Genomic DNA, 20,901 nt, shown 5'->3' on the forward strand with positions numbered 1-20,901 from the left:
GCCGGCACCCGACAGGAGGGAGGCGAGGCCGGCGCGGGCGGCCGCGACGGGGACTCCGGCGGCGCGGGCGGGGCGGCGGGCGGCAGCGGCGGTACGGGCGGGGCCTGCACGTTCCCCTCCACGTCCGCGTCCTTCAGCTTCCGCTTCGCCTTCGGCGGCGCCAACTTCATCGTTCCGGGGGCCTCTTCGTCCTCGGCGGGCGCGAAACCGGCGGGCAGCGGAGGGACGGCCGTGGCGCCGGGCCGCTCCGCGCTCTCCGCGACGGGGGCCGGGACGGCCGGTGCGGGGGCCCGGTCCGGGACGGGGGCAGGCTGAGGGGCGGGGGCCGGAGCCGGCTCGGAGAGCGGGACCGGGGCGGGACTCGGCGTACGGACCGGTTCCCCACCCTCGGCGGAAGGCGCGCCCGGGTCGACGGCCACGGCCATGACGGGTACAGGAGCAGGAGCACTCGCCGCAGGAGCGGAGACCACCTGCGCGGGAACCGCCACCGGAGCCGAGATCGGAGCAGAAACCGGAACCGGACCGGACACGGGCGCCGGAGTGGGGCCCGGCACCGGAGCCGTACCCGCCCCCGGCACCGACACCGCCACCGCCGCGCCCACAGACCGAGGTTCCGCCACGGCCGGGACGGCCGTCTCGCCCCCCGTCGCCAGGAACAGGCACTGGGGGGACAGGGTGCGGGCGGCCGCCTCCGCGTGGAGGGCGGCGAAGGAAGGGCGGGCGCCGGCGCGCCACTGGTCGGCCCAGGCGCGGAGGTAGTCGGGGGCGGCGAGGTCGCCGCGGCGCGGGGGCGCGCCGACCCGGGCGTAGAGGGTGGGGGCGGGGACGAGGCGGAGGAGGTCCGGGGCGGCGGCCAGGCGGGTCCACGCCTCCGGGTCGGCGACCAGGTCCGCGACCACCGTGGTCGTCCCGGCCGGGCGGGACGCCGCCGCCTCCGCGAGCCAGTGCCAGGGCAGGGCCGTGTAGCGGAGGGCCGCCGAGGTGCTGCGGGCGAGGGCGAGGTGGGGCAACTGCTGGCGGCGGTCCAGGTGCAGCTGGCCCGCGAGGTAGAGGACCAGCGGGCCCGGGCTCTGCGCGGCGGCCCGCAGCCGGGTGAGGACGGTCTGCGGGTCGACGGGGTCGGCGAGTTCGACGAGCGTCGCGGTCGCCGTCCCGGTGAGGACGCCGGGCGGCACCGCCGCGAGCGAGGGCAGCACGGAGACCGCGTCCATCGCCCGGCCGCGCCCCGCGGGCGCCGCCGCGAGCAGCACGGCCGTGCCCGCCGCCGCGGGCGCGCCCGCGCTCGCCGGGCCCGAAGTCACCGCCGCCTCCCCCGTGTCCGTACCCACCGTGCCGGCCGTACCGTTCACCTCGTCGCTCACCACACGTGCACCGTAACCCGTTGTGTCGCGGCCGATGACGGCCGGGCCTCAGGCATATGCCAGAAGCACCACCGGATCGAGTGTTGCCAAATCCCTTACGGCCACTCGGACCCTGTGCCACAGTCGTCTCCAGGCCCGTTCCGACACGGGCCCGCGCCGCGCCTGTATCGGAGTACGACATGCCGTCCCCTCTGTTCGCGGACCGTCCCGCCCAGCCTCCCGAGCCGGGTGCGGTGGACGCGCTGATCTCGCAGGCGAGTCGCCTGCGCGGTGAGGTCGACGCCGTCCGCCGGGACGCCGCCGCCCACGAGGACGATCCCCGGCAGCGCTGGCAGCGCGCCCTCTGCGATCTGGCGATGCATCAGCTCGACGACCTGCGCGCACAGTTCGGGCAGCTGCGCGACGGCGCCCCGGCGGTGACCCTCCCCGCCGGGCAGGACTCCGCGGACCCGGGCATCGCGCGCGAGGACGCCGCGCCCGAGGAGGACGGATCCTTCTTCGACGGTTCGTTCACCAGCGACGCCGGCGCGGCCTACGGCGAGGCCCCGGTCCGCACCGGATCCCTCCTCACCCGTGTCGGCAGCGCCGAGTGGAACCTGCTGACCGACGAGGTGAGCTGGTCCGAGGAGCTGTTCCAGATCTTCGGCCGCTCCCGCGAGCAGGGCCCGATGTCGCTCGACGAGATGCCGACCGTGGTCCACACCGAGGACCAGCCGCGGCTCCAGGCGATGGTGACGGACTGCCTGATCGACGGGAAGCCGATCGACGGCGAGTTCCGCATCGTCCGCACGGACGCGAAGGTCCGGGCCGTGCACATGACCGGCGAGCCGGTGCTCGACGCCGACGGCTGCACGGCCTCCATGTGGGCCGTCTTGAGGGACGTCAGCGAACTGCGCCGCAGCGAACGGGCCGTCCGCGAGAGCCGCGACCGCCTGGAGCACAGCCGCCAGGTCGAGCGCACCGAGCGCCGGGTCGCCGTCGAACTCCAGGAGGCGGTCCTGCCGCCCTGGCGCGGCTCGCTCCGCTTCGCCCACGACGGCCCGGCCCCGCTCGACGTCGCCGGCCACTACCTCCCGGCCGCCTCCACCGGCCTGATCGGCGGCGACTGGTACGACGCGCTCGCGCTGCCCGCGGGCGACGCCCTCCTCACCGTCGGCGACCTGACGGGCCACGGCGTCGCCGCGACGTCCTCGATGGCGATGCTGCTCGGCGCGCTGCGCGGCATGGCCGTCGCCGGCATCCGGCCCGGCGCCCTCATGGGCCACCTCAACCAGCTCCTGGAGAGCTCCGGCCAGCCCGCGCTCGGCAGCGCGATGTGCTGCCGCTACGACCCCGTGGCGCAGACCCTCACCTGGGCGCAGGCCGGCCACCCCGCCCCGCTGCTCTTCCGCGGCGGGACGGGCCGGCAGCTGCGCCGCCCGGAGGGCGTGCTCCTCGGGGCGACGCCGAGGATCGCGTACGAGGAGACCGAGACCCGCCTCCTCCCAGGCGACGTGCTCGTGCTGCACACCGACGGACTGACCCGGGCGGCGGGGGCACTCGACGACGAGACCGGACTCGCCCGGCTGATCGCCCTCGCCCCCCGCCTCGCGGAGGCCCGGGACGCGCAGGAGTGCCTGCGGTCCGTCCTGGAGGAGTTCGGCGAGGAGGCACGCGAGGACGACGCCTGTCTGATGGTCGTCCGCGTCGGCTCCTGAGCCGGTGCGCGTTCCCGGGGCGCCGCACGTCCCGCGGGCGGCGTGCGTCCGCCCGCCGGCGTCGGTCCGCGTGACCGCGTCGGTTCTCCGGGCTGCCCGGCCGCGCTGACCCCAGGGCGCGCGACATCCCGCGCGGGGCAGGCCGGAGCCCGGTCCCGTACGTCCTCGTGTCCGTGCGCGTGCCGCTTCCCGGGGTCGTGCCCCCGTCTCAGACCTGACCCGTTCTCGGGGCCTCCGGCGAGCGGGGCAGCTCCACCTCCAGCTCGGCGCGCAGGTCCTCGATCTTCGAGTAGCCCGCGTACTGGCCGGTGAGCCGGTACATCTCGCGCAGCCGGTGCCAGGTGCGGTGCGAGGAGGTCTCGCCCATGGAGATCAGGGCGAGCCGGGCGTAGCGGTCCGCCTGCTCAGGGTCGTCGGCAATGAAGCAGGCCGAGGCCATCGAGATGTGGTCGAAGAGCTTCGAGCGGTCGTGCCCGTCGCGCCGCAGGTCCAGGGCGAGCTTCGCGTGGTGCTGCGCGGTGGCCGCCGCCGCCGGGTCGTGGTCGGCGAGCGTGCGGTAGGCGAGGGCCTGCATGCCGTGCATGTCGGCCTCGTCGAAGCTCTGCATCCAGCTCGGCGTCTCGTCGGCCTTGTCGGAGACGAAGAGGTCCTCGGCCTCGCCCAGGGTGCGGCGCATCGCCTGGCCCCGTCCCATCGACGCCTGCGCCCACGCCTCGATGGTGTGGAACATCGCCTGGGTGCGCGGCAACAACCGCTCTCCCGCACCGGACTTGGCGAGCTCCATCAGATCGAGGGCGTCGTCGGGGCGGCCCAGGTGGACCATCTGACGGGCGGCGCGGGAGAGCGCCTCGCCGGCGCGCGGCCGGTCGCCGCTCTCGCGGGCCGCGTGCGCGGCGATGAGGAAGTAGCGCTGCGCGGTGGGTTCGAGGCCCACGTCGTGGGACATCCAGCCGGCCAGGACGGCCAGGTTGGCGGCGACGTCCCACAGCCGGCGCTGGAGGTGGTCGGCGTGGCGGTAGGCGAGCATGCCGCCGACCTCGTTGAGCTGGCCCACCACCGCCTTGCGCTGGAGGCCGCCGCCCCGGGAGGCGTCCCAGGCGCGGAAGATCTTCACCGACTGCTCCAGCGCCTCGATCTCCTCCGAGCCGATGGGGGCGGCCTCGTAGCGGTCGAAGCCGGCGGGGTCGGCGTGGTACGGATCGGTGGCGCGGGGCGCCGCGGCGGGGCGGGAGGGCTCGGTCCTGAGCCAGTCGTTCAGGGAGCTGTTGAGTGCGGAGCCGGCGGTGAGCGCGATGCCCGCGCCCATCAGGCCGCGTCGGTTGAGCATGAGGTCCATTCCCGTGAATTCGGTGAGGACCGCAGCCGTACGGTCGGGAGCCCAGGGCATTCCGTCAGGGTTCTCGTCCTTGTTCCTGACGGCCTGCCGCGTTCCGGCACGCCCGCGTCGTACGAACCCGAGGTCCTCGATGGTCACGACACGACCGAGTCGCTCGGTGAACAGGGCGGCCAGCACCCGGGGTACGGGATCGCGCGGGGTCTCTCCCCTGTCGATCCAGCGCCGCACCCGCGAGGTGTCGGTCGAGAGCTGGGGGTGGCCCATGGCCGCCGCCTGCCGGTTGACCAGTCTCGCGAGTTCGCCCTTGGACCAGCCGGCGAGGCCGAAGAGGTCCGCCAGGCGGGTGTTGGTCTGTCCTGTCACGTCTAAGCCCCCAGGTTCTCGGCTGAGTTGACAGTAGCCCGCTGTCATAGGGCTGGCGACTATTCGCCAGGGTTCGCCAGGGTGCGCTCGATGTTCCGCCACCCGCGCGCGGGTGTCAGGTAGGTATGCGCCACCCCGCCCCGTCGACCGGCCCTCATTTTCCCCAGGGTGCGGACCGGGGGCGGGCGGGGGCGACGCACGAAGTACGCCGGACCACGAAGGGATCTGTCACCTCCATGTACACAGCATCGTCCGCCGTGTCCGCCCCGCCCCGGCCGCAGACCCGCCTGGTGCAGGCCGGCGGACCGTACCTCGCCCCCGCCCCGCGGGCCGCGCGTCCGCGGTCCTGGGCGGCGGGGACCGGCACCGGATTCGGCACCCAGGTCAGCGGCCGGATCGACCTCTCCGGTCCGCAGGGGGCGCAGCTCAAGGTCGCCATCGCCGCGGTCCAGCGGATCTGCCCGGAGTTCAACCCGGTGCAGGTGCTGCGGCGCAGCGGCCGGTCCGTCCTGATCGTCGGGACGACCGGACGCACGACGGCGGTGGCGAAGTGTTTACTGGACCACTCCCCCGCGTGGGTCGAGCGGTTCCGGCACGAGATAGCTTCCTACCGCTCCTTCGTACGCCACCGCCCGCCGGTGCGCGCGCCGCGGCTGATCGCCGCGGACCCGGAGAACTGCACGCTGGTGATCGAGCGGATGCCCGGGCGGGCCGCGGCCCTCTCGCGCCACCCCGTGGAGGCCCCGCCGCGGGCCGACGTCCGGGCGGCGCTGGGTGCGATCGCCCGGCTGAACGCCTGGCGGCCGCCGGCCGGGACCTTCGACGCGCCGCTCGACTACGGCACGCGGATCGCGCGCTACCACGAGCTGGGTCTGTTCACCGACCGGGACCGCGACGACCTGCAGAAGCTCCTGCACGGCCTGGCCCACGCGGGCGGGCGGCAGGGCATGGGGCAGTTCTGTCACGGTGACGCCCTGCTCTCCAACATCCTCCTCTCCCCCGCCGGTCCCGTCCTGGTCGACTGGGAGCACGCGGGCTGGTACCTGCCCGGCTACGACCTGGCGACGCTGTGGGCGGTGCTCGGTGACGCGCCGCTGGCGCGCCGCCAGATCAGCCAGATGGCACAGCAGCAGGGGCCTGCGGCCCGTGACGCCTTCCTGGTGAACCTGATGATCGTGCTGACGCGGGAGATCCGCACGTACGAGACGGCCGTGCAGCGGACCATCAAGGAGGCCCCGCCGGCGGGTTCGGTGCCGGTGGTCTCGGGGGCACTCGCTCCCGGGGAGGAACAGCGGCTGCTGCTGAGGCGGCTGCACGACGACTGCGCCATGGCACGGCGGGCCGTGCGCGCGGCGGTGGGGACGCGCTGAGCGTCCCCACCGCGAGACGGGGGTGTGCGCCGCGCACCCGGTGCCGACACACCGGGAGTGCGGCGCTTCGCCGTGTCCGGAGCGCCCGCGGGTGCCTTCCGGGCCGGTGGCGGGCGACCGTCCCCCGCGGGTTTCCGGCGCGTGCCGGGAGCGGTGGCGGCAGGCCTCAGTGGTCGAGACCACCGACGCGTCGCCGGTGGGCGGGCCGTCACCGCGAAAGTCGCCCCGTTCGGACCGCACGACCGCGCTGACGTGGGAACTCGCCCCGATGGAGGGGTGATTGACGGATGGTCCGGGAGCGGCTACCCCTGTACGGGTTCGGTACCGCACGCCCCCGTGTCACCCCCCGTCCCTGGAGGCCGCCTTGCTCCGTACCGCGTCCCGAGGTCGTGTGCTCTCCGTCGCCGCGTCCGCCGCCCTGCTCCTCCCGCTGCTGTCGGGCGCCCCGCCGGCCGGTGCCGACGTGCCGGTGGCGGACTCGCTCCAGCGCCAGTTCGCGGCGGCGGCCGAGCGCCACGGCGTGCCCGAGAGCGTGCTGCTCGCCGTCTCGTACCTCCAGTCGCGCTGGGACGGGCACGCCGGCGCGCCCAGTGTGACCGGGGGCTACGGTCCGATGCACCTCACGGACACGGCCACGGCGCTGGCCCGTTCCGTGCCGCACCACTCGGAGGACGGCGAGGACGCGCGCGGTGACGACTCCCGGCCCGCCCGGACCGGGGCCGGGGCCGCCGTCGACCCGCCGTCGCCGGAGGAGCTGCCCGCTCGGCTGCGGACCCTGGAGCGGGCCTCGTCGCTCTCCGGGATCCCGGCGGAGGAGCTGCGGAGCTCGACGGCGGCGAACATCGAGGGCGGCGCGGCGCTGCTCGCGGCGGCCCAGCGGGAGGCCGGGCGGGCGCCGAGCGCGGACCCGGCCGACTGGTACGGGGCGGTGGCGCGCTACTCGGGCGCCGACGACACGGCCACGGCGGCGGCGTACGCCGACGACGTCTTCGCCGGCGTCCGGACCGGCGAGGCGCGGGTCACGGACAGCGGGCAGCGGGTGGCGCTGCCGGCCGCCCCGGCGGTGGCGCCGGACACCGGGCAGGTGGCGGCGCTCGGGCTGCGCGCGCCGGCGCGCGGTCCGGTGGAGTGCCCGACGACGGTGGCGTGCGAGTGGATCCCGGCGCCGTACGAGGAGTTCGGCGACGGCGACTACGGCAACCACGACAAGGCGGACCGGCCGGTCTCGCAGAAGATCGACTACATCGTGGTGCACGACACCGAGGCCACCTGGGACGTCACCCTGAAGCTGGTGCAGGACCCGACGTACGTCTCCTGGCAGTACTCGCTCCGCTCCTCGGACGGGCACGTCGCCCAGCACCTGCCGCTGAAGGACGTCGGCTGGCACGCGGGGAACTGGTACGTGAACGCCAAGTCGGTGGGCCTGGAGCACGAGGGCTTCCTGACGGCGCCGGACTCCTGGTACACGGAGGCGATGTACCGCAGCTCGGCCCGGCTCGTGCGGTACCTGGCGAAGCGGTACGACATCCCGCTGGACCGGCAGCACGTGATCGGGCACGACAACGTGCCGGGGACGGTGACCTCGTCGATCCGCGGCATGCACACCGACCCGGGGCCGTACTGGGACTGGGCGCACTACTTCCGGCTGCTGGGCCGGCCGCTGACGCCGAGCGCGGGGCCGCGGGCCGGTGTGGTGACGATCCGCCCGGAGTACGGCGGGAACCGGCCGGTGTACACCGGGTGCGCGACGGCCGGGGAGGCGTGCGCGCCGCACGGCAGCGGGGCCGTGCGCCTGCACACCGCGCCGAGCGCCGACGCGCCGCTGGTGAAGGACATCGGGCTGCGGCCCGGCGGGCAGGATTCGACGACCGGGGTCAACGACACGGGCGCGCGGGCGACGACGGGGCAGAGCTACGCGGTGGCGGAGCGCCGGGGCGACTGGACGGCGATCTGGTACCTGGGGCAGAAGGCGTGGTTCCACAACCCGGCGGCGGAGCCGACGGCGGTGGGGGCGCGGGGGCTGGTGCTCACGCCGCGGGAGGGTCTGGCGGAGGTGCCGGTCTACGGCCGGGCCTATCCGGAGGCGTCGGCGTACCCGGCGGGGGTGCCGGTGCAGGCGGTGTCGCCGCTGCCGTACCGGCTGCTCGCGGGGCAGACGTACGTGGTGGGGCACAAGACGCCCGGCGAGTACTACTACGCACCGGTGTTCGACAGTACGAACCATCGGGTCGTGCGCGGCCAGGAGGAGTACTACCAGATCCAGTTCGGCCATCGGATCGCCTTTGTGAAGGCCGCTGACGTGCGGGTTTCCCAGGGCTGAGCGGGCTTGGCCGAAAGGTGCGGGGTGGCGTCGGGGTTCCCCTCCGGCGCCACCCTTTCCTGTGCTCATACGACTATTCCTGAGCGCGGGTTCTCCCCCCGGGGCAGGGGTAAGGCTGGGCCGGAACGCCACCCCTCCACCGGAAAGGCCCGCCCGCACATGCCTCAGCCCTTCGTCATGCCGGATTTCTATGTCCCGTATCCGGCGCGCCTCAACACCCATGTGGAGGCGGCCCGGACGCACACCCGGGACTGGGCCCGCGCGATGGGGATGCTGGAGGGATCCGGGGTCTGGGAGACGGCCGACCTCGACGCGCACGACTACGCGCTGCTCTGCGCCTACACCCACCCCGACTGCGACGAGGACGCGCTGAACCTCGTCACCGACTGGTACACGTGGGTCTTCTTCTTCGACGACCACTTCCTGGAGGTCTTCAAGCGCACCCAGGACCGGGCGGGCAGCAAGGAGTACCTGGACCGGCTGCCGCACTTCATGCCGGCCGACCCCGCCGCCGGGATGCCCGAGCCGGTCAACCCCGTGGAGGCCGGCCTCGCCGACCTGTGGCGGCGCACCGTCCCCGCGATGTCCGACGGCTGGCGGCAGCGCTTCGCCGAGGCCACCGAGGCCCTGCTCAACGAGTCCCTGTGGGAGCTCGACAACATCAACGACGGCCGGATCGCCAACCCCCTCGAATACATCGAGATGCGCCGGAAGGTCGGCGGCGCGCCCTGGTCCGCCGGACTCGTCGAGTACGCCGCCGGGGCCGAGGTCCCCGACCGGGTGGCCCGCTCACGGCCGCTGCGGGTGCTGCGCGACTCCTTCTCCGACGCCGTCCACCTGCGCAACGACCTCTTCTCGTACCAGCGCGAGGTCGAGGACGAGGGCGAGAACAGCAACGGCGTGCTCGTCCTGGAGCACTTCCTCGGCTGCTCCACCCAGGAGGCCGCCGACGCCGTCAACGACCTGCTGACCTCACGGGTCCAGCAGTTCGAGAACACCGCGCTCACCGAAGTGCCCGCGCTGGCCGTGCGGGAGGGCCTCACCCCCCTGGAGATCGCGGCGATCGGCGCGTACACCAAGGGACTCCAGGACTGGCAGTCCGGCGGCCACGAGTGGCACATGCGCTCCAGCCGGTACATGAACGAGGGCATGGCCGACGCTCCCGCCGCGGCCCCGGCGCTCGGCATGTCCGTGCTCGACGTCCGGAGCCTGCTCGGCGGCCGGGCCGGCGAGGCGCGACTGCGGAGCCTCACCCACACGCCGCACCGGGCCGTCGGCCCCTCCCCCCTCCCCGACTTCGCCCTCCCCTACGCGGTCTCCCTCAGCCCGCACCACCAGGAGGCCAAGCGGCGCTCCGAGGACTGGGCCGACGCGATGGGGCTCCTCGACGGCATCTGGGACCGGCCGTTGATGGAGGGCTTCGACCTCGCCCTCTGCTCGGCCGGTCTCGACCCCGACGCCACGCTGGAGGAACTGGAGCTCAGCGCCCTCTGGCTGACCTGGGGCACCTACGCCGACGACTACTACCCGATGGTCTTCGGCCGCCCCCGCGACCTCGCCGGGGCCCGGGCGCAGACCGCCCGGCTGAAGGCGTGCCTGCCGGTGGACGACCCCGCCTCCGCCCCGCGGTTCGCCGGGAACGCGCTGGAGCGGTCGCTCGCCGACGTGTGGGCGAGGACGGCCGGCCCGATGGGCCCGGCCGCCCGTACGGAACTGTGGACCGCGCTCGACGCGATGCTGGAGAGCTGGATGTGGGAGCTGCACAACCAGGCCCAGCACCGCGTGCCCGACCCGGTCGACTACGTCGAGATGCGCCGCAGCACCTTCGGGTCCGAACTCACCCTGCTGATGGGCCGGCTGCGCCAGGACGGCGTCCTGCCGCCGGAGCTGTTCGCCTCGGGCACCGCCCGCGCGCTGGAGAACGCGGTGTCGGACTACGGCGCGCTCGTCAACGACCTCTTCTCCTACCAGAAGGAGGTCGAGGTGGAGGGCGAGCTGCACAACGGCGTGCTCGTCCTGGAGAAGTTCTTCGACGTCGACCGGGACACGGCCGTCGGCATGGTGCACGAGCTGATGAACGGACGGCTGCGCCAGTACGAGCAGCTGAAGCGGCGTGAGGTGCCGCTGATGTACGAGCACTTCGGTCTCGACGAGGCCGGGCGGGCTGCCTTCGAGACCCGGCTGAGGGAGCTGGAGGACTGGCTCGCCGGCGTCCTGCACTGGCACCGGAACGTGCGGCGGTACGGCGCGGGGGACGTCCACGCGGGCGCCGGCACCCCGCTGCTGCGCGACCGGTCCGACGCGGGGGTGCCGGAGCCGGTCGCGGTCCCGGACTGGACCGTCCCGCACGGGCTGGGCACCACGGCGGCGCGCGTCGCGAGCGCCTTCGCGGCCGTCCCGTCCTGACACGCGGAAGGGCCGCCCCGGCACCGCGGGGCGGCCCTCCGGCCGTGGTCTAGGGCGTGTCTGGCCATTCCCGTCGGATCAGGCCGGGTCGTCCGGTGCGTGCGATCGGCGTGCGGCCGGGGCGGCCTCGTAGCGGCGCTACTTGGGCGTTTCGGCCGTGCGGCGAGCGTGCGTGCCGGGCGGGCCGGACCCGGCGGGAATGGTCGGACAGGCCCTAGGTCTGGCGGCCGCGCAGCTCGTCCAGCTCGCGGCGCTCCCGCTTGGTCGGGCGGCCGGCGCCCCGGTCGCGGACGGCGGCGAGGGCGACGTGCTCGCGGGGCGGCGGGGGCGGACTGTTGTCCACGTACGCCTCGGCGGCGGCCGGCGGGCCGACCCGCTTGGTCAGGAGCTCCTTGACCTCGACGATCCGCTCGCGGCCCGCCACGTAGACGCGGACCTCGTCGCCGGGCTTCACGGACTGGGCGGGTTTGGCCCGCTCGCCGTTGACCTTCACGTGGCCCGCCCGGCAGGCCGCGGCGGCCTGCGAGCGGGTCTTGGTCAGCCGGACGGCCCAGATCCAGGCGTCGACGCGTGCGCTCATCGGCCCCCGCCTCCCGCTCAGCCCTGCTGGAACAGCTCGGCGGGCAGCGGCTTGAGCAGCGCGTACAGGTCGTCGGTGATCGGCCGGTCCCAACTGGCGATCGTCACCAGGACGTTGTCGCTGCGGTCGAACTGGACGCAGGAGATACGGCTCTCGGAGAGCTTGAGACGGCGCACGATGAGGAGGTTGTCGCCCTGCATGACGGGGACGTCCTCGGTGTCGAGCACCTCGACCGGCTCGTCGTTCTCGAGGGCGGCGAGGAGCTGGGCGACCTCGAAGGGGATCTGGCCCTCGGCGAGCTCCCGGGCCGGCGAGCCCTCCGGGAGGTTGCCGATGATCATCGCGGGGCCGCGGCCGCCGAAGAGGTCGTAGCGCAGGAAGACGCCCTGGCAGGAACCGTCGGGGGCCGGCAGCAGACCGGCGCCGAGATTGCCGGGCCAGTCGCCCGGGTCCATGGCGAGGACGTCGAAGTCCGGGCCAGCGGGAGTGGCACTGCGGCGGCGGAGGAAGGACATACGGCCATGGTACGTGCCCGGGCGCGCGGTGCGGCGCCGGGCTCGGCCCTTCCGGCGCCGGACCGGCCCCGCCGGGACTCAGCCCAGCGGGTCGGCCGCCCCGGACGTCTCCGCCGGGTCGCCCGGCTCACCGGGGTCGCCGAGGGCGAGGGCGAGACCGGAGCGGTCGGTGCCCAGCTTGCGGTAGACGGCGGAGAGCAGCCGGGAGGCCGCCGTGGCGTCGACGCCGAGGACGGCGGCCGGGTCCAGGCCCCGGACGGTGGCCCCGGCGGCGGCCCGCTCACGGGCGGTGAGCGAGTTGCCGTCGGCGGTGTGCAGGGCGCGCGGACGCAGGCCGGCCGCGGCCAGCTCGGCACGGGCCTCCTCGACCAGGCCGTCGGCCCCGCAGTCCTGGGCGGTCTCCAGGCCCCGGTACAGGTGCTCGGCGGCTTCGGCGTGGCGTTCGGTCCGGCGGAGCGCCGCGCCGAGCGCGACCAGCGAGCGGGCCAGCTCGTACGCGGCCGGGGACTGGTCCAGCCAGTCGACGGACTCCTCCAGGAGCTTGATCCGGTCGGCGCCCTCGGAGACCTCGGCGGTCACCCGGAGCGCCTGGCCGATCGCGGAGGGCGCGCCGTACTGACGGGCGCGGGCGACGGCGTCCTGGGCGGTCGCGAGGGCCTTGGCCGGGGAGGTGGTGGCGGCCTCGGCGAGGGCCAGGTGGAGCTGCCAGGGGCTGCACGACGGGTTGCGCTTGCCGCGCGGCTCCAGCCGGCGGCCGATGTCGGCCAGCGCGGCGGCGGCCTCCTCGGCGCGGCCGGTGGCGAGGAGCAGGGCGGCGTGGACGGTCTCGCAGTCGGGGATGGTGACGGTGGCCGGGAAGGGCTCGCCGAAGTCGTGGTCGCGGGCGACCCGCTCGGCCTCCGCCGTGCGGCCGCGGGCCAGGAGGACCTCGATCATGACGCCGGTGGCGTACCAGAGGGCGGGGGTGCGGGGGCCGACGCGCTCGGCGAGGCGCAGGCCCGCGCGGGCGAAGTCCTCGGCCTCCATGAGACGGCCGCGCCGGAAGCGGATGTAGCCCAGAAGGGTGTACGCGAACGAGAGGTGGGCTCCGCGCCAGCCCTGCTTCTCGAACTCGGCGGTGCCCGCGGCGAAGAGTTCCTCGGCGCGGCCGGGCCGGTCGGCGTAGAGGTGGATGAGGGCGACGAGGACCGGGACCTCGAAGCCGCGGCTCTCGTCGGCCCAGCTCAGGCCGCCTTCGAGGGCCCGCTCGGCGTGCCGGAGGGCGACGGTGGCGGGCTCGGCGCGCAGGGTGGCGTCCCAGGCGCGCAGCCCGATGATGTAGCGCTCGGTGAGGTCGCGGCCGGGAGCCGGTCGGCGAGGGTCGCGAGGCGGCGGGAGCGGGCGGGCGACTCGGGCTCGTCGGAGCGGAGCGCGTCCCACATGAAGCGCTCGGCCTGCATGCGCAGACGGCTGCGGGAGTCGGTGGTGAGCCGGCTCTCGTGCTCCAGCAGCTCGGACGCCTCGACCAGACGGTCGCTGTGGGCGAGAACCTGGGAGAGGCGGTAGACGATGCCGTGGCGCAGGGCCTGGTCGGAGATGGGCTGTTCCAGGGCGGCGCGCAGGTGGTTGACCGTGGTGGCGGGCTCGGTGAGGAGCGACGCGGAGCTGAGTTCGAAGAGGACGGCCGCCCGCTCGTCGGCGGTGGGAGGTTCGCGCAGGGCGCGGGCCAGGTGGCGGCGGGCCGCGTCGGGCGCGCCTGCGCGGAGGTTCTCGCGGGCGGCGGCGCGGAGCTGGGCGACGACGGAGGGGTCGCCCTCCGGGTGGGTCTCCAGGAGGTGGCGGGCCGCGGCGGCGGGGCCGAGCCCGGCGTCGATGACGCAGGCGGCGGCCTGGCCGTGGAAGGCGACGCGGATGCCGTCGGGGATGGCGCGGTAGACGGCACTGGCGATGAGCGGGTGGACGAATTCGAGCGGCCCGGCCGGGTCGCCGCTCTCGGCGAGGACGCGGGCCTCGCGGAGGCGTTCCGCGCAGTCGGCCACGGCCTCGTCGCCCAGGCCGGCGAGGGATCCGGCGAGCGCGGGCGAGATCTCGGTGCCGAGGACGGCGCAGGCCCAGGCGAGCCGGACGGTGGTGGGGCCGAGCCGTTCGAGGCGGCTGATGAGGCCGCTGCCCTTGAGGGCGGCGGCGAGGTCGCGCAGCTCGTGGGCGCCGTCGGCGGTGGGGTCGAGGCCGCGGTCACGGACCTTGGCGGCCAGCTCGACGGTCTCGAAGGGGTTTCCGGACGTGACGGTCCAGAAGTCGCGACAGAAGGCGTCGTCGGCGTGGGCGCCGATCCGGTCCCGGACCAGCTGGGCGACCGCGTCGGCGGTGAGCGGGGCGAGGCCGTGCGGACGCTGTCCGGACCGGTGGCCGGTGAATTCGGCTCCCTCGTCGGGGAGTTCGTCGGGCCGGTAGGCGACGACGAGCAGCATGGGGAGGTCCTCGGCGCGCGGCGCGAAGGAGGCGAGCCAGCCGAGGGACTCGGGGTCGGCCCAGTGGGCGTCGTCGAGGACGACGACGAGCGGGGCGCGCCGGACGGCCAGGTGGGTGAGGATCCAGTCGAGGCCGTCGCGCAGGCCCTGGGGGTCGGGCGAGGAGCCGGCGGTGGCGGCGCGCAGGCCGAGGGCGGGACCGACGATGTCGTACCAGGAGCCGAGCCGTTCGCGGAGTTCGGCGTCGGAGGCGTGGGCGAGCTGGGGCTGGAGGAGCTGGCGGGCGACGTGGAAGGCGACGCGCTGCTCCTGGTCGCCGCCGCGGGCCGAGAGGACCGTGCAGCCGCGGGCGCCGGCCCGGCGGCGGATCTCGGCGAGGAGGGTGGTCTTGCCGAGTCCCGCGGGTGCGGCGTAGACGAGGACTCCGCCGCGCGCGGCGGGCGGTTCGGCGGCGCGCGGGGCGTCGGAGGCGGAGCGGGCGGCGTGCAGGGGGACGACACGGGCGTCGCGCGGTGCGGGCACGCGCTCGGGCGGGGACGGGGGCTCCGGTGCGAGGCCGGTGAGCAGGTCGAGCGCCTCTTCGGCGGCGTCGAGCGCGGCCTCGCGTTCGAAGAGGCCGAAGCCCAGGCGGGCCGGCCTGCCGTCCTGTCGTGCCACGTTCCACCCCCACACAGGGGGCGCACGCCCGGCGCACGGTCGGGGCGCCGGGGCGATCACCCCACGAAAGGTCCAGCGTACGCCGGAACGAGCGCTGTGTAACGGCATTCTTCCAAGCAGTTCGGGTGGTCTTGGCGGAGGTGGGGGCACTCGGCGACCCGCAGGTCGGGGGGTGTTCGACGGACAGATGTGCGGTGCCGGGGAAGCGGCGCGGGGGGCGTGTCGTCCTTGACCGCGATGCCTGCGAATACTCCCATATGACGGACGGTCAGTTCATGATCGTCACACGGTCCTGACGAGGGGATGAGCCGACCATGAGACCTCCGTTTTCCCGTGCGCGGTCCTGGGCCGCGCGCTCGGCGTGTTCCCTCGCCCTGTGCGCCGCGGCGCTGACCGCGCTGCCCACGTCGGCGCCCGCCTCCGCCGAACCCGCCGGGCCCACCGGGCCGGCGGCCGGCGCCCCGGCGGCGGCGCCCTACTCGACGAGCGCGGCGCGTGCCGCGCTGGTGCGGCTGCGGCCGCGCCACGCGGGCCAGTTCGAGCTGGTCCTGGTCCCCCGCTCCGACGCCGCCGACCGGTTCACGGTCTCGGGGTCGACGGGCCGGATCGTGGTCACGGGCTCCACGCCGGCGGTGCTGCTGCGCGGGGTGCACTGGTACCTCAGCTACACGGTGGGCGTGGACCTCGGCTCGCCCGGCGACAGCCTCGCGGCACTGCCGGACCGGCTGCCCGGGCCGTCCGGCACGGTCACCAAGTCGGCCTCGGTGCCGCACCGGTTCGCGCTCAACGACACGGACGACGGCTATTCGGGCGCCTACCGGGACTGGGCGTCGTACGAACGGCAGATCGACCTCCTGGCCCTGCACGGGGTGAACGAGGTGTTCGTGCAGATGGGCGCCGAGGCGGCCTATCACGCGGCGTTCCAGGAGTTCGGCTACACGGGCGCGGAGCTGCGGGAGTGGATCCCCGGGCCGGCGCACCAGCCGTGGTGGCTGATGCAGAACATGGCGTCCTTCGGCGGCCCGGTCACCGACCAGCTGATCGCCCGCCGGGCGGCGCTGGGCAAGCGGATCGTGGACCGGCTGCGGGAGCTGGGCATGACGCCGGTGCTGCCGGGGTACTTCGGCACGGTGCCGCCGGGCTTCGCGGAGCGCAACCCGGAGGGCCGGGTGGTGCCGCAGGGCCGGTGGATCGGCTTCACCCGGCCGGACTGGCTGGATCCGCGCGGCCCGCTCTTCCCGCGCGTCGCCGCGGCGTTCTACCGGCACCAGGCCCGGCTGCTCGGCACCACCACGATGTACAAGATGGACCTGCTGCACGAGGGCGGGAACGCGGGCGACGTGCCGGTCGGCGAGGCCGCGGCCCGGGTGATGGAGACCCTGGACGACGCGCGGCGGGGTGCGACCTGGGTGCTGCTCGGCTGGCAGCGCAACCCGAAGGCCGAGCTGCTCGCGGGCGTCGACACCTCGCGGCTGCTCGTGGTGGACGGCCTCTCCGACCGGTACGACAACCTGGACCGGGAGACGGCCTGGTCCGGGACGCCGTACGCCTTCGGCACCATCCCCAACTTCGGCGGGCACACCACGATCGGTGCCAACACCTCGGTGTGGACGGACCGGTTCGAGGCGTGGCGGACGAAGCCGGGCAGCGCGCTGCGCGGCATCGCCTTCCTCCCGGAGGCCACCTCCGCCAACCCGGTGACCTTCTCCCTCTTCACCGAGCTGGCCTGGCGGGACACCCCGGTGGATCACGCGGGCTGGTTCACGCAGTACGCGGCCCGCCGCTACGGCGCCCCCGACCCGCACGCGGCCCAGGCGTGGGAGTGGCTGCGGAAGGGCCCGTACGGCACCCGGTCGAACGGCTGGAGCGAGTCCCAGGACAGCCTCTTCACGGCCCGGCCGAGCCTGACCGTGCGGACCTCGGCCTCCTGGGGCCCGAAGGCCATGCGGTACGACGCGGCGACCGTGGAGCGGGCGCTGACCGAGCTGTTGCAGGTGGCGCCGGCGCTGCGGAACACCGACGCGTACCGCTTCGACCTGGTGGACACCGCCCGGCAGGCGCTCACCAACCGCAGCCGGGTGCTGCTGCCCCGGATCAAGGCCGCGTACGAGGCGAAGGACCTGACGGCCTTCCGGGCGCGGGCGGCGGAGTGGCGCGGCTCCATGACGCTGCTCGACGCCGTCCTCGCCACCGACCGGAGGTTCCTGCTCGGGCCGTGGCTGGAGGGCGCCCGCTCGTGGGCGCGGTCGGACGTGGAGCGGGCCACCCTGGAGTTCGACGCCCGCTCGCTGATCACCACGTGGGGGCACCGGGCGGGCAGCGAGGCGGGGCTGCACGACTACGCCAACCGCGAGTGGTCGGGCCTCGTGTCGGGCTTCTACGCCCCCCGGTGGTCGGCGTACCTGGACTCGCTGGAGACCTCGCTGGTCACCGGGCGGGCGCCCGCCGCGATCGACTGGTTCTCCTGGGAGAACGCCTGGAACCTGCGGCGGGACTCCTACCCGGTGACCCCGAAGGGCGACCCGGTGGCGCTGGCGACCCGGGTGCGCGACAGCCTGCGCGCCTGACCGGCGGGGCCGACGGGTCGGGTCGGTCCCGGCGGGTTCAGCCGGCCGGCGGTTCGGCGCCCACCAGCCACATGGAGAAGAACTGGGCGCCGCCGCCGTAGGCGTGCCCCAGGGCCCGGCGGGCACCGTCCACCTGGTGCTCGCCGGCCTCCCCGCGCACCTGGAGGGCGGCCTCCGCGAAGCGGATCATCCCGGAGGCGCCGATCGGGTTGGTGGAGAGGACGCCTCCGGAGGGGTTCACGGGCAGGTCGCCGTCGAGTTCGGTGACGCCCGCCTCGGTGAGCTTCCACCCCTCCCCCTCGGCGGCGAACCCCAGGTTCTCCAGCCACATCGGCTCGTACCAGGAGAACGGCACGTACATCTCGACGGCGTCGATCTGCCGGCGCGGGTCGGTGATCCCGGCCTGCCGGTAGACGTCCGCGGCGCAGTCGGAGCCCGCCCGCGGCGAGACGAAGTCCTTGCCCGCGAAGAGCGTCGGTTCGCTGCGCATGGCACCGCCGTGCACCCAGGCGGCGGGGCGCGGGGCCCGGTCGGCGCCGGCCCGGTCGGTGAGGACCATGGCGCAGGCGCCGTCGGAGGACGGGCAGGTCTCGGAGTACCGGATGGGGTCCCACAGCATGGGGGACGCCTGCACCTTCTCCAGGGTGAGGTCGTGCTCGTGGAGGTGGGCGTAGGGGTTCTTGAGGGCGTTGCGGCGGTCCTTGTACGCGACGAGGGAGCCGATCGTGTCGGGGGCGCCGGTGCGGCGCATGTAGGCGCGGACGTGCGGGGCGAAGAAGCCGCCCGCGCCGGCCAGCAGGGGCTGCTGGAAGGGGACGGGCAGGGAGAGGCCCCACATCGCGTTGGACTCGGACTGCTTCTCGAAGGCGAGGGTGAGGACCGTCCGGTGGACCCGGGCGGCGACCAGGTTGGCGGCGACGAGGGCGGTGGAGCCGCCGACGGAGCCGGCGGTGTGCACGCGCAGCATGGGCTTGCCGACGGCACCGAGGGCGTCGGCGAGGTACAGCTCCGGCATCATGACGCCCTCGAAGAAGTCGGGCGCCTTGCCGATGACGACGGCGTCGATGTCCGCCCAGGTCAGCTCGGCGTCGGCGAGGGCCCGCGCGCCGGCCTCGCGGACCAGCCCGGCGAGGGAGACGTCGTGGCGGGCGGCGACGTGCTTGGTCTGGCCGATGCCGACGATCGCGACGGGCTCTTTGCTCATCGGGGGTCCCCTTCCAGGACGGCGACCAGGTTCTGCTGGAGGCAGGGCCCGGAGGTGGCGTGGGCGAGGGCGCGGTCGGAGTCGCCGCGGTGCACGGCGGCGGCGGCCTCGCCGAGCCGGAGGAGTCCGGCGGCCATGACGGGGTTGGCGGCGAGCGCGCCGCCGGAGGGGTTGATCCGGACGTCGTCGCCGAGGCCGAGGGCCTTGGCGAGGACGACCTCCTGGGAGGTGAAGGGGGCGTGCAGCTCGGCGGTGTCCACGGGCCGCTCGAAGACGCCGGCGCGTTCGGCCGCGAGCCGGGTGGACGGCGAGTCGGTGAGGTCGCGGACGCCGAGCGAGTGGGCCTCGACGCGGTGGTCCATGCCCCGGATCCAGGCGGGCCGTGCGCACAGTTCGCGGGCGCGGTCGCCGGCGGCGAGGATCACGGCGGCGGCGCCGTCCCCGATCGGCGGGCAGTCGCCGGTGCGCAGCGGGGCCACGACGTAGTCGCCCTGGGGGCGGGCGCCGGTGACCTGCGCGTGCGGGTTGGCGGCGGCGTCGGTGCGGCGGCGGGCGGCGAGCGCGGCGAGGGCCGCCTCGTCGGTGTGCCCGGCGTCGACGAGGGCCTGCGCCTGGAGGGCGGCGAGGGCGACCGAGTCGGGCCAGAGCGGGGCCACGTAGTACGGGTCGAGCTGGCGGGTCAGCACGTCGCGGACGGAGCCCGGCGAGGACTTGCCGTAGGAGTAGACGAGGGCGGTGTCGGCCTCGCCGGTGAGGAGCTTCACCCACGCCTCGTAGAGCGCCCAGGCGCCGTCCATCTCGACGTGGGACTCGGAGATCGGCGGCCAGGCGCCGACGCCGTCGAGGGCCATCGTGAAGGAGAAGGCGCGGCCCGCGAGGTAGTCGGAGGAGCCGGAGCAGGTGAAGCCGATGTCGGACGTCCTCAGGCCGGTCTGCCGCAGGACCTCGTGGAGCACCGGCATCACCATCTCGACCTCGGAGACGTCGTCGGTGCGGCGGCGGTGGTCGCTCTGGGCGAAGGCGACGATCGCCACGTCGCGGCCGGGGGCGCTCATAGCAGCTCCTTGTACGTGTCGTAGTCGGCGTCCGGTTCGCCGGTGGGCCGGTAGTGGTCGGGGTAGCGGCCGTCGTCGCTCCACACGGGCTCGACGCGCAGGCCCATCCGGACCTGGTCGTAGGGGATGCCGCCGATCCGGCCGTGGAGGGCGAGGCCGGCTCCGTCGAGGGCGATGTGGGCGTAGACGTACGGGACCTCGATGTCGAGGTTCTTCGCCTTGATGTTGACGATGCAGAAGGTGGTGACGGTGCCGCGGGGGCCGACCTCGACCCGGTCGGTGGTGGCGACGCCGCAGGTCGGGCAGGCGCCGCGGGGCGGGACGTACACCTTGGCGCAGGAGGGGCAGCGCTCGCCGACCGTGCGGCGCTCGGAGAGGGCCTGGAGGTAGCGTGTCTGGGCGCGGCCCGGGCTGTAGGTGTAGTCGAGGCGGGCGGGGGCGACGATGCCGGTGACCGGCTCGTCGAACTCCCCGGCGTGCGGCGCGGGTCCGCCCTCGGGAGCGGCGCCCTCGTACGGCTCGAAGCAGGCGATGTCCGTGATCGCGCCGGTCCGTTCGGCGGACCAGCGGATGCGGACGCGCATGCCGGTGCGGACGGCGTCCGGGCCGGGGGCGTCGAGGGCGTGCAGGAGGGCGGTGTCGGCGCCGTCGAGGCGGACCAGGGCCCAGGCGAAGGGCGTCGCGAGGGGCTGGCCGCGGCGGGGCTCGGGGTTCCAGGCCCAGGTGGTGACCGTCCCGGTGGGCGCGACCTCGACGAGTTCGCTCAGCTCGGCGGCGGTCTCGGGGTCGTACTCCACGGGCGGCACGAGCACCCCGCCGGCCTCGGTCCGCACCCCGAGCACGACCCGCTCGCGCAACCCGGTCAGGAAGGCGGACTGGACGGGGCCGAGGGACCGGGTGAAGGGGAACTCGACGATCAGGGGGGCGCGGAGGATGTCGGGGGGTGAGGGGGGTGACGGGGTGACGGTCATGCGCGGGGCCTTCCTTCGCGGGGCGGGGTGGGGCGGGGCGCTATGGGGG

At 74.9% G+C, this 20,901-nt stretch carries 12 protein-coding genes and 1 pseudogene; 5 read left to right on the top strand and 8 right to left on the bottom strand.

Annotated elements, in window-relative coordinates; translation table 11 throughout:
• A partial coding sequence (locus IE321_RS42855) for a hypothetical protein (protein ID WP_190223870.1) occupies positions 1 to 1,364 on the bottom strand: 1,364 nt, incomplete at its 3' end.
• A 176-nt stretch (positions 1,365 to 1,540) separates the two neighbouring features.
• On the opposite strand from IE321_RS42855, the gene IE321_RS19440 reads away from it, so the two are divergent.
• Positions 1,541 to 3,058 carry a PP2C family protein-serine/threonine phosphatase gene (locus tag IE321_RS19440; protein ID WP_190223871.1) on the top strand — a complete coding sequence of 506 codons (1,518 nt, stop codon included), beginning with the start codon at positions 1,541 to 1,543 and terminating at the stop codon, positions 3,056 to 3,058.
• A gap of 208 nt (positions 3,059 to 3,266) precedes the next feature.
• Here the strand turns inward: IE321_RS19440 and IE321_RS19445 are convergent, their stop codons facing one another.
• Positions 3,267 to 4,757: a DNA-binding protein NsdB gene (locus IE321_RS19445; RefSeq protein WP_043226937.1), complete on the bottom strand. Its 1,491-nt coding sequence runs from the start codon at positions 4,755 to 4,757 to the stop codon at positions 3,267 to 3,269.
• A 236-nt stretch (positions 4,758 to 4,993) separates the two neighbouring features.
• On the opposite strand from IE321_RS19445, the gene IE321_RS19450 reads away from it, so the two are divergent.
• The 3 genes from IE321_RS19450 (at position 4,994) to IE321_RS19460 (ending at position 10,853) form a co-directional block, all read left to right on the top strand.
• A complete protein-coding gene (locus IE321_RS19450) occupies positions 4,994 to 6,127 on the top strand; it encodes an aminoglycoside phosphotransferase family protein (RefSeq protein WP_190223872.1) in 1,134 nt (377 codons plus the stop codon).
• Positions 6,128 to 6,491: 364 nt separating this feature from the next.
• The gene (locus IE321_RS19455; RefSeq protein ID WP_229916460.1) at positions 6,492 to 8,447 is read left to right on the top strand and encodes an N-acetylmuramoyl-L-alanine amidase; all 1,956 of its coding nucleotides are present in this window, start codon (positions 6,492 to 6,494) and stop codon (positions 8,445 to 8,447) included.
• Positions 8,448 to 8,606: 159 nt separating this feature from the next.
• Positions 8,607 to 10,853: a terpene synthase family protein gene (locus IE321_RS19460; protein ID WP_190223873.1), complete on the top strand. Its 2,247-nt coding sequence runs from the start codon at positions 8,607 to 8,609 to the stop codon at positions 10,851 to 10,853.
• Between the two features lie 214 nt (positions 10,854 to 11,067).
• Here the strand turns inward: IE321_RS19460 and IE321_RS19465 are convergent, their stop codons facing one another.
• From IE321_RS19465 to IE321_RS19475, 3 genes and pseudogenes are all read right to left on the bottom strand, one after another.
• Positions 11,068 to 11,433: an RNA-binding S4 domain-containing protein gene (locus tag IE321_RS19465; protein ID WP_043226943.1), complete on the bottom strand. Its 366-nt coding sequence runs from the start codon at positions 11,431 to 11,433 to the stop codon at positions 11,068 to 11,070.
• A 17-nt stretch (positions 11,434 to 11,450) separates the two neighbouring features.
• Positions 11,451 to 11,948 carry a hypothetical protein gene (locus IE321_RS19470; protein ID WP_030494979.1) on the bottom strand — a complete coding sequence of 166 codons (498 nt, stop codon included), beginning with the start codon at positions 11,946 to 11,948 and terminating at the stop codon, positions 11,451 to 11,453.
• Between the two features lie 78 nt (positions 11,949 to 12,026).
• Positions 12,027 to 15,055 (bottom strand): annotated as a pseudogene (locus tag IE321_RS19475) (ATP-binding protein).
• Positions 15,056 to 15,369: 314 nt separating this feature from the next.
• On the opposite strand from IE321_RS19475, the gene IE321_RS19480 reads away from it, so the two are divergent.
• On the top strand, positions 15,370 to 17,622 hold the full coding sequence (locus IE321_RS19480; RefSeq protein ID WP_190223874.1) for an alpha-N-acetylglucosaminidase: 2,253 nt from the start codon (positions 15,370 to 15,372) through the stop codon (positions 17,620 to 17,622).
• A 37-nt stretch (positions 17,623 to 17,659) separates the two neighbouring features.
• On the opposite strand, the gene IE321_RS19485 is transcribed toward IE321_RS19480, so the two are convergent.
• The 3 genes from IE321_RS19485 to IE321_RS19495 are packed head-to-tail and all read right to left on the bottom strand — an operon-like array spanning position 17,660 to position 20,852.
• Positions 17,660 to 18,826, bottom strand: a complete 1,167-nt coding sequence (locus IE321_RS19485) for a thiolase family protein (protein WP_190223875.1) — start codon at positions 18,824 to 18,826, stop codon at positions 17,660 to 17,662.
• Positions 18,823 to 19,881, bottom strand: a complete 1,059-nt coding sequence (locus IE321_RS19490; RefSeq protein WP_190223876.1) for a thiolase family protein — start codon at positions 19,879 to 19,881, stop codon at positions 18,823 to 18,825. The genes IE321_RS19485 and IE321_RS19490 overlap by 4 nt, the downstream gene beginning before the upstream one ends.
• Positions 19,878 to 20,852: a Zn-ribbon domain-containing OB-fold protein gene (locus tag IE321_RS19495; RefSeq protein WP_190223877.1), complete on the bottom strand. Its 975-nt coding sequence runs from the start codon at positions 20,850 to 20,852 to the stop codon at positions 19,878 to 19,880. The genes IE321_RS19490 and IE321_RS19495 overlap by 4 nt, the downstream gene beginning before the upstream one ends.
• Positions 20,853 to 20,901 lie beyond the last annotated feature (49 nt).

The organism is Streptomyces hydrogenans, assembly GCF_014656075.1.
Lineage (GTDB): Bacteria > Actinomycetota > Actinomycetes > Streptomycetales > Streptomycetaceae > Streptomyces > Streptomyces hydrogenans.

Excerpts from the sequence above, each read along its gene's own strand:
- IE321_RS19440 (WP_190223871.1), top strand. The coding sequence starts at position 1,541 with ATGCCGTCCCCTCTGTTCGCGGACCGTCCCGCCCAGCCTCCCGAGCCG.
- IE321_RS19450 (WP_190223872.1), top strand. The coding sequence starts at position 4,994 with ATGTACACAGCATCGTCCGCCGTGTCCGCCCCGCCCCGGCCGCAGACC.
- IE321_RS19460 (WP_190223873.1), top strand. The coding sequence starts at position 8,607 with ATGCCTCAGCCCTTCGTCATGCCGGATTTCTATGTCCCGTATCCGGCG.
- IE321_RS19465 (WP_043226943.1), bottom strand. The coding sequence starts at position 11,433 with ATGAGCGCACGCGTCGACGCCTGGATCTGGGCCGTCCGGCTGACCAAG.
- IE321_RS19470 (WP_030494979.1), bottom strand. The coding sequence starts at position 11,948 with ATGTCCTTCCTCCGCCGCCGCAGTGCCACTCCCGCTGGCCCGGACTTC.
- IE321_RS19480 (WP_190223874.1), top strand. The coding sequence starts at position 15,370 with ATGAGACCTCCGTTTTCCCGTGCGCGGTCCTGGGCCGCGCGCTCGGCG.
- IE321_RS19485 (WP_190223875.1), bottom strand. The coding sequence starts at position 18,826 with ATGAGCAAAGAGCCCGTCGCGATCGTCGGCATCGGCCAGACCAAGCAC.
- IE321_RS19490 (WP_190223876.1), bottom strand. The coding sequence starts at position 19,881 with ATGAGCGCCCCCGGCCGCGACGTGGCGATCGTCGCCTTCGCCCAGAGC.
- IE321_RS19495 (WP_190223877.1), bottom strand. The coding sequence starts at position 20,852 with ATGACCGTCACCCCGTCACCCCCCTCACCCCCCGACATCCTCCGCGCC.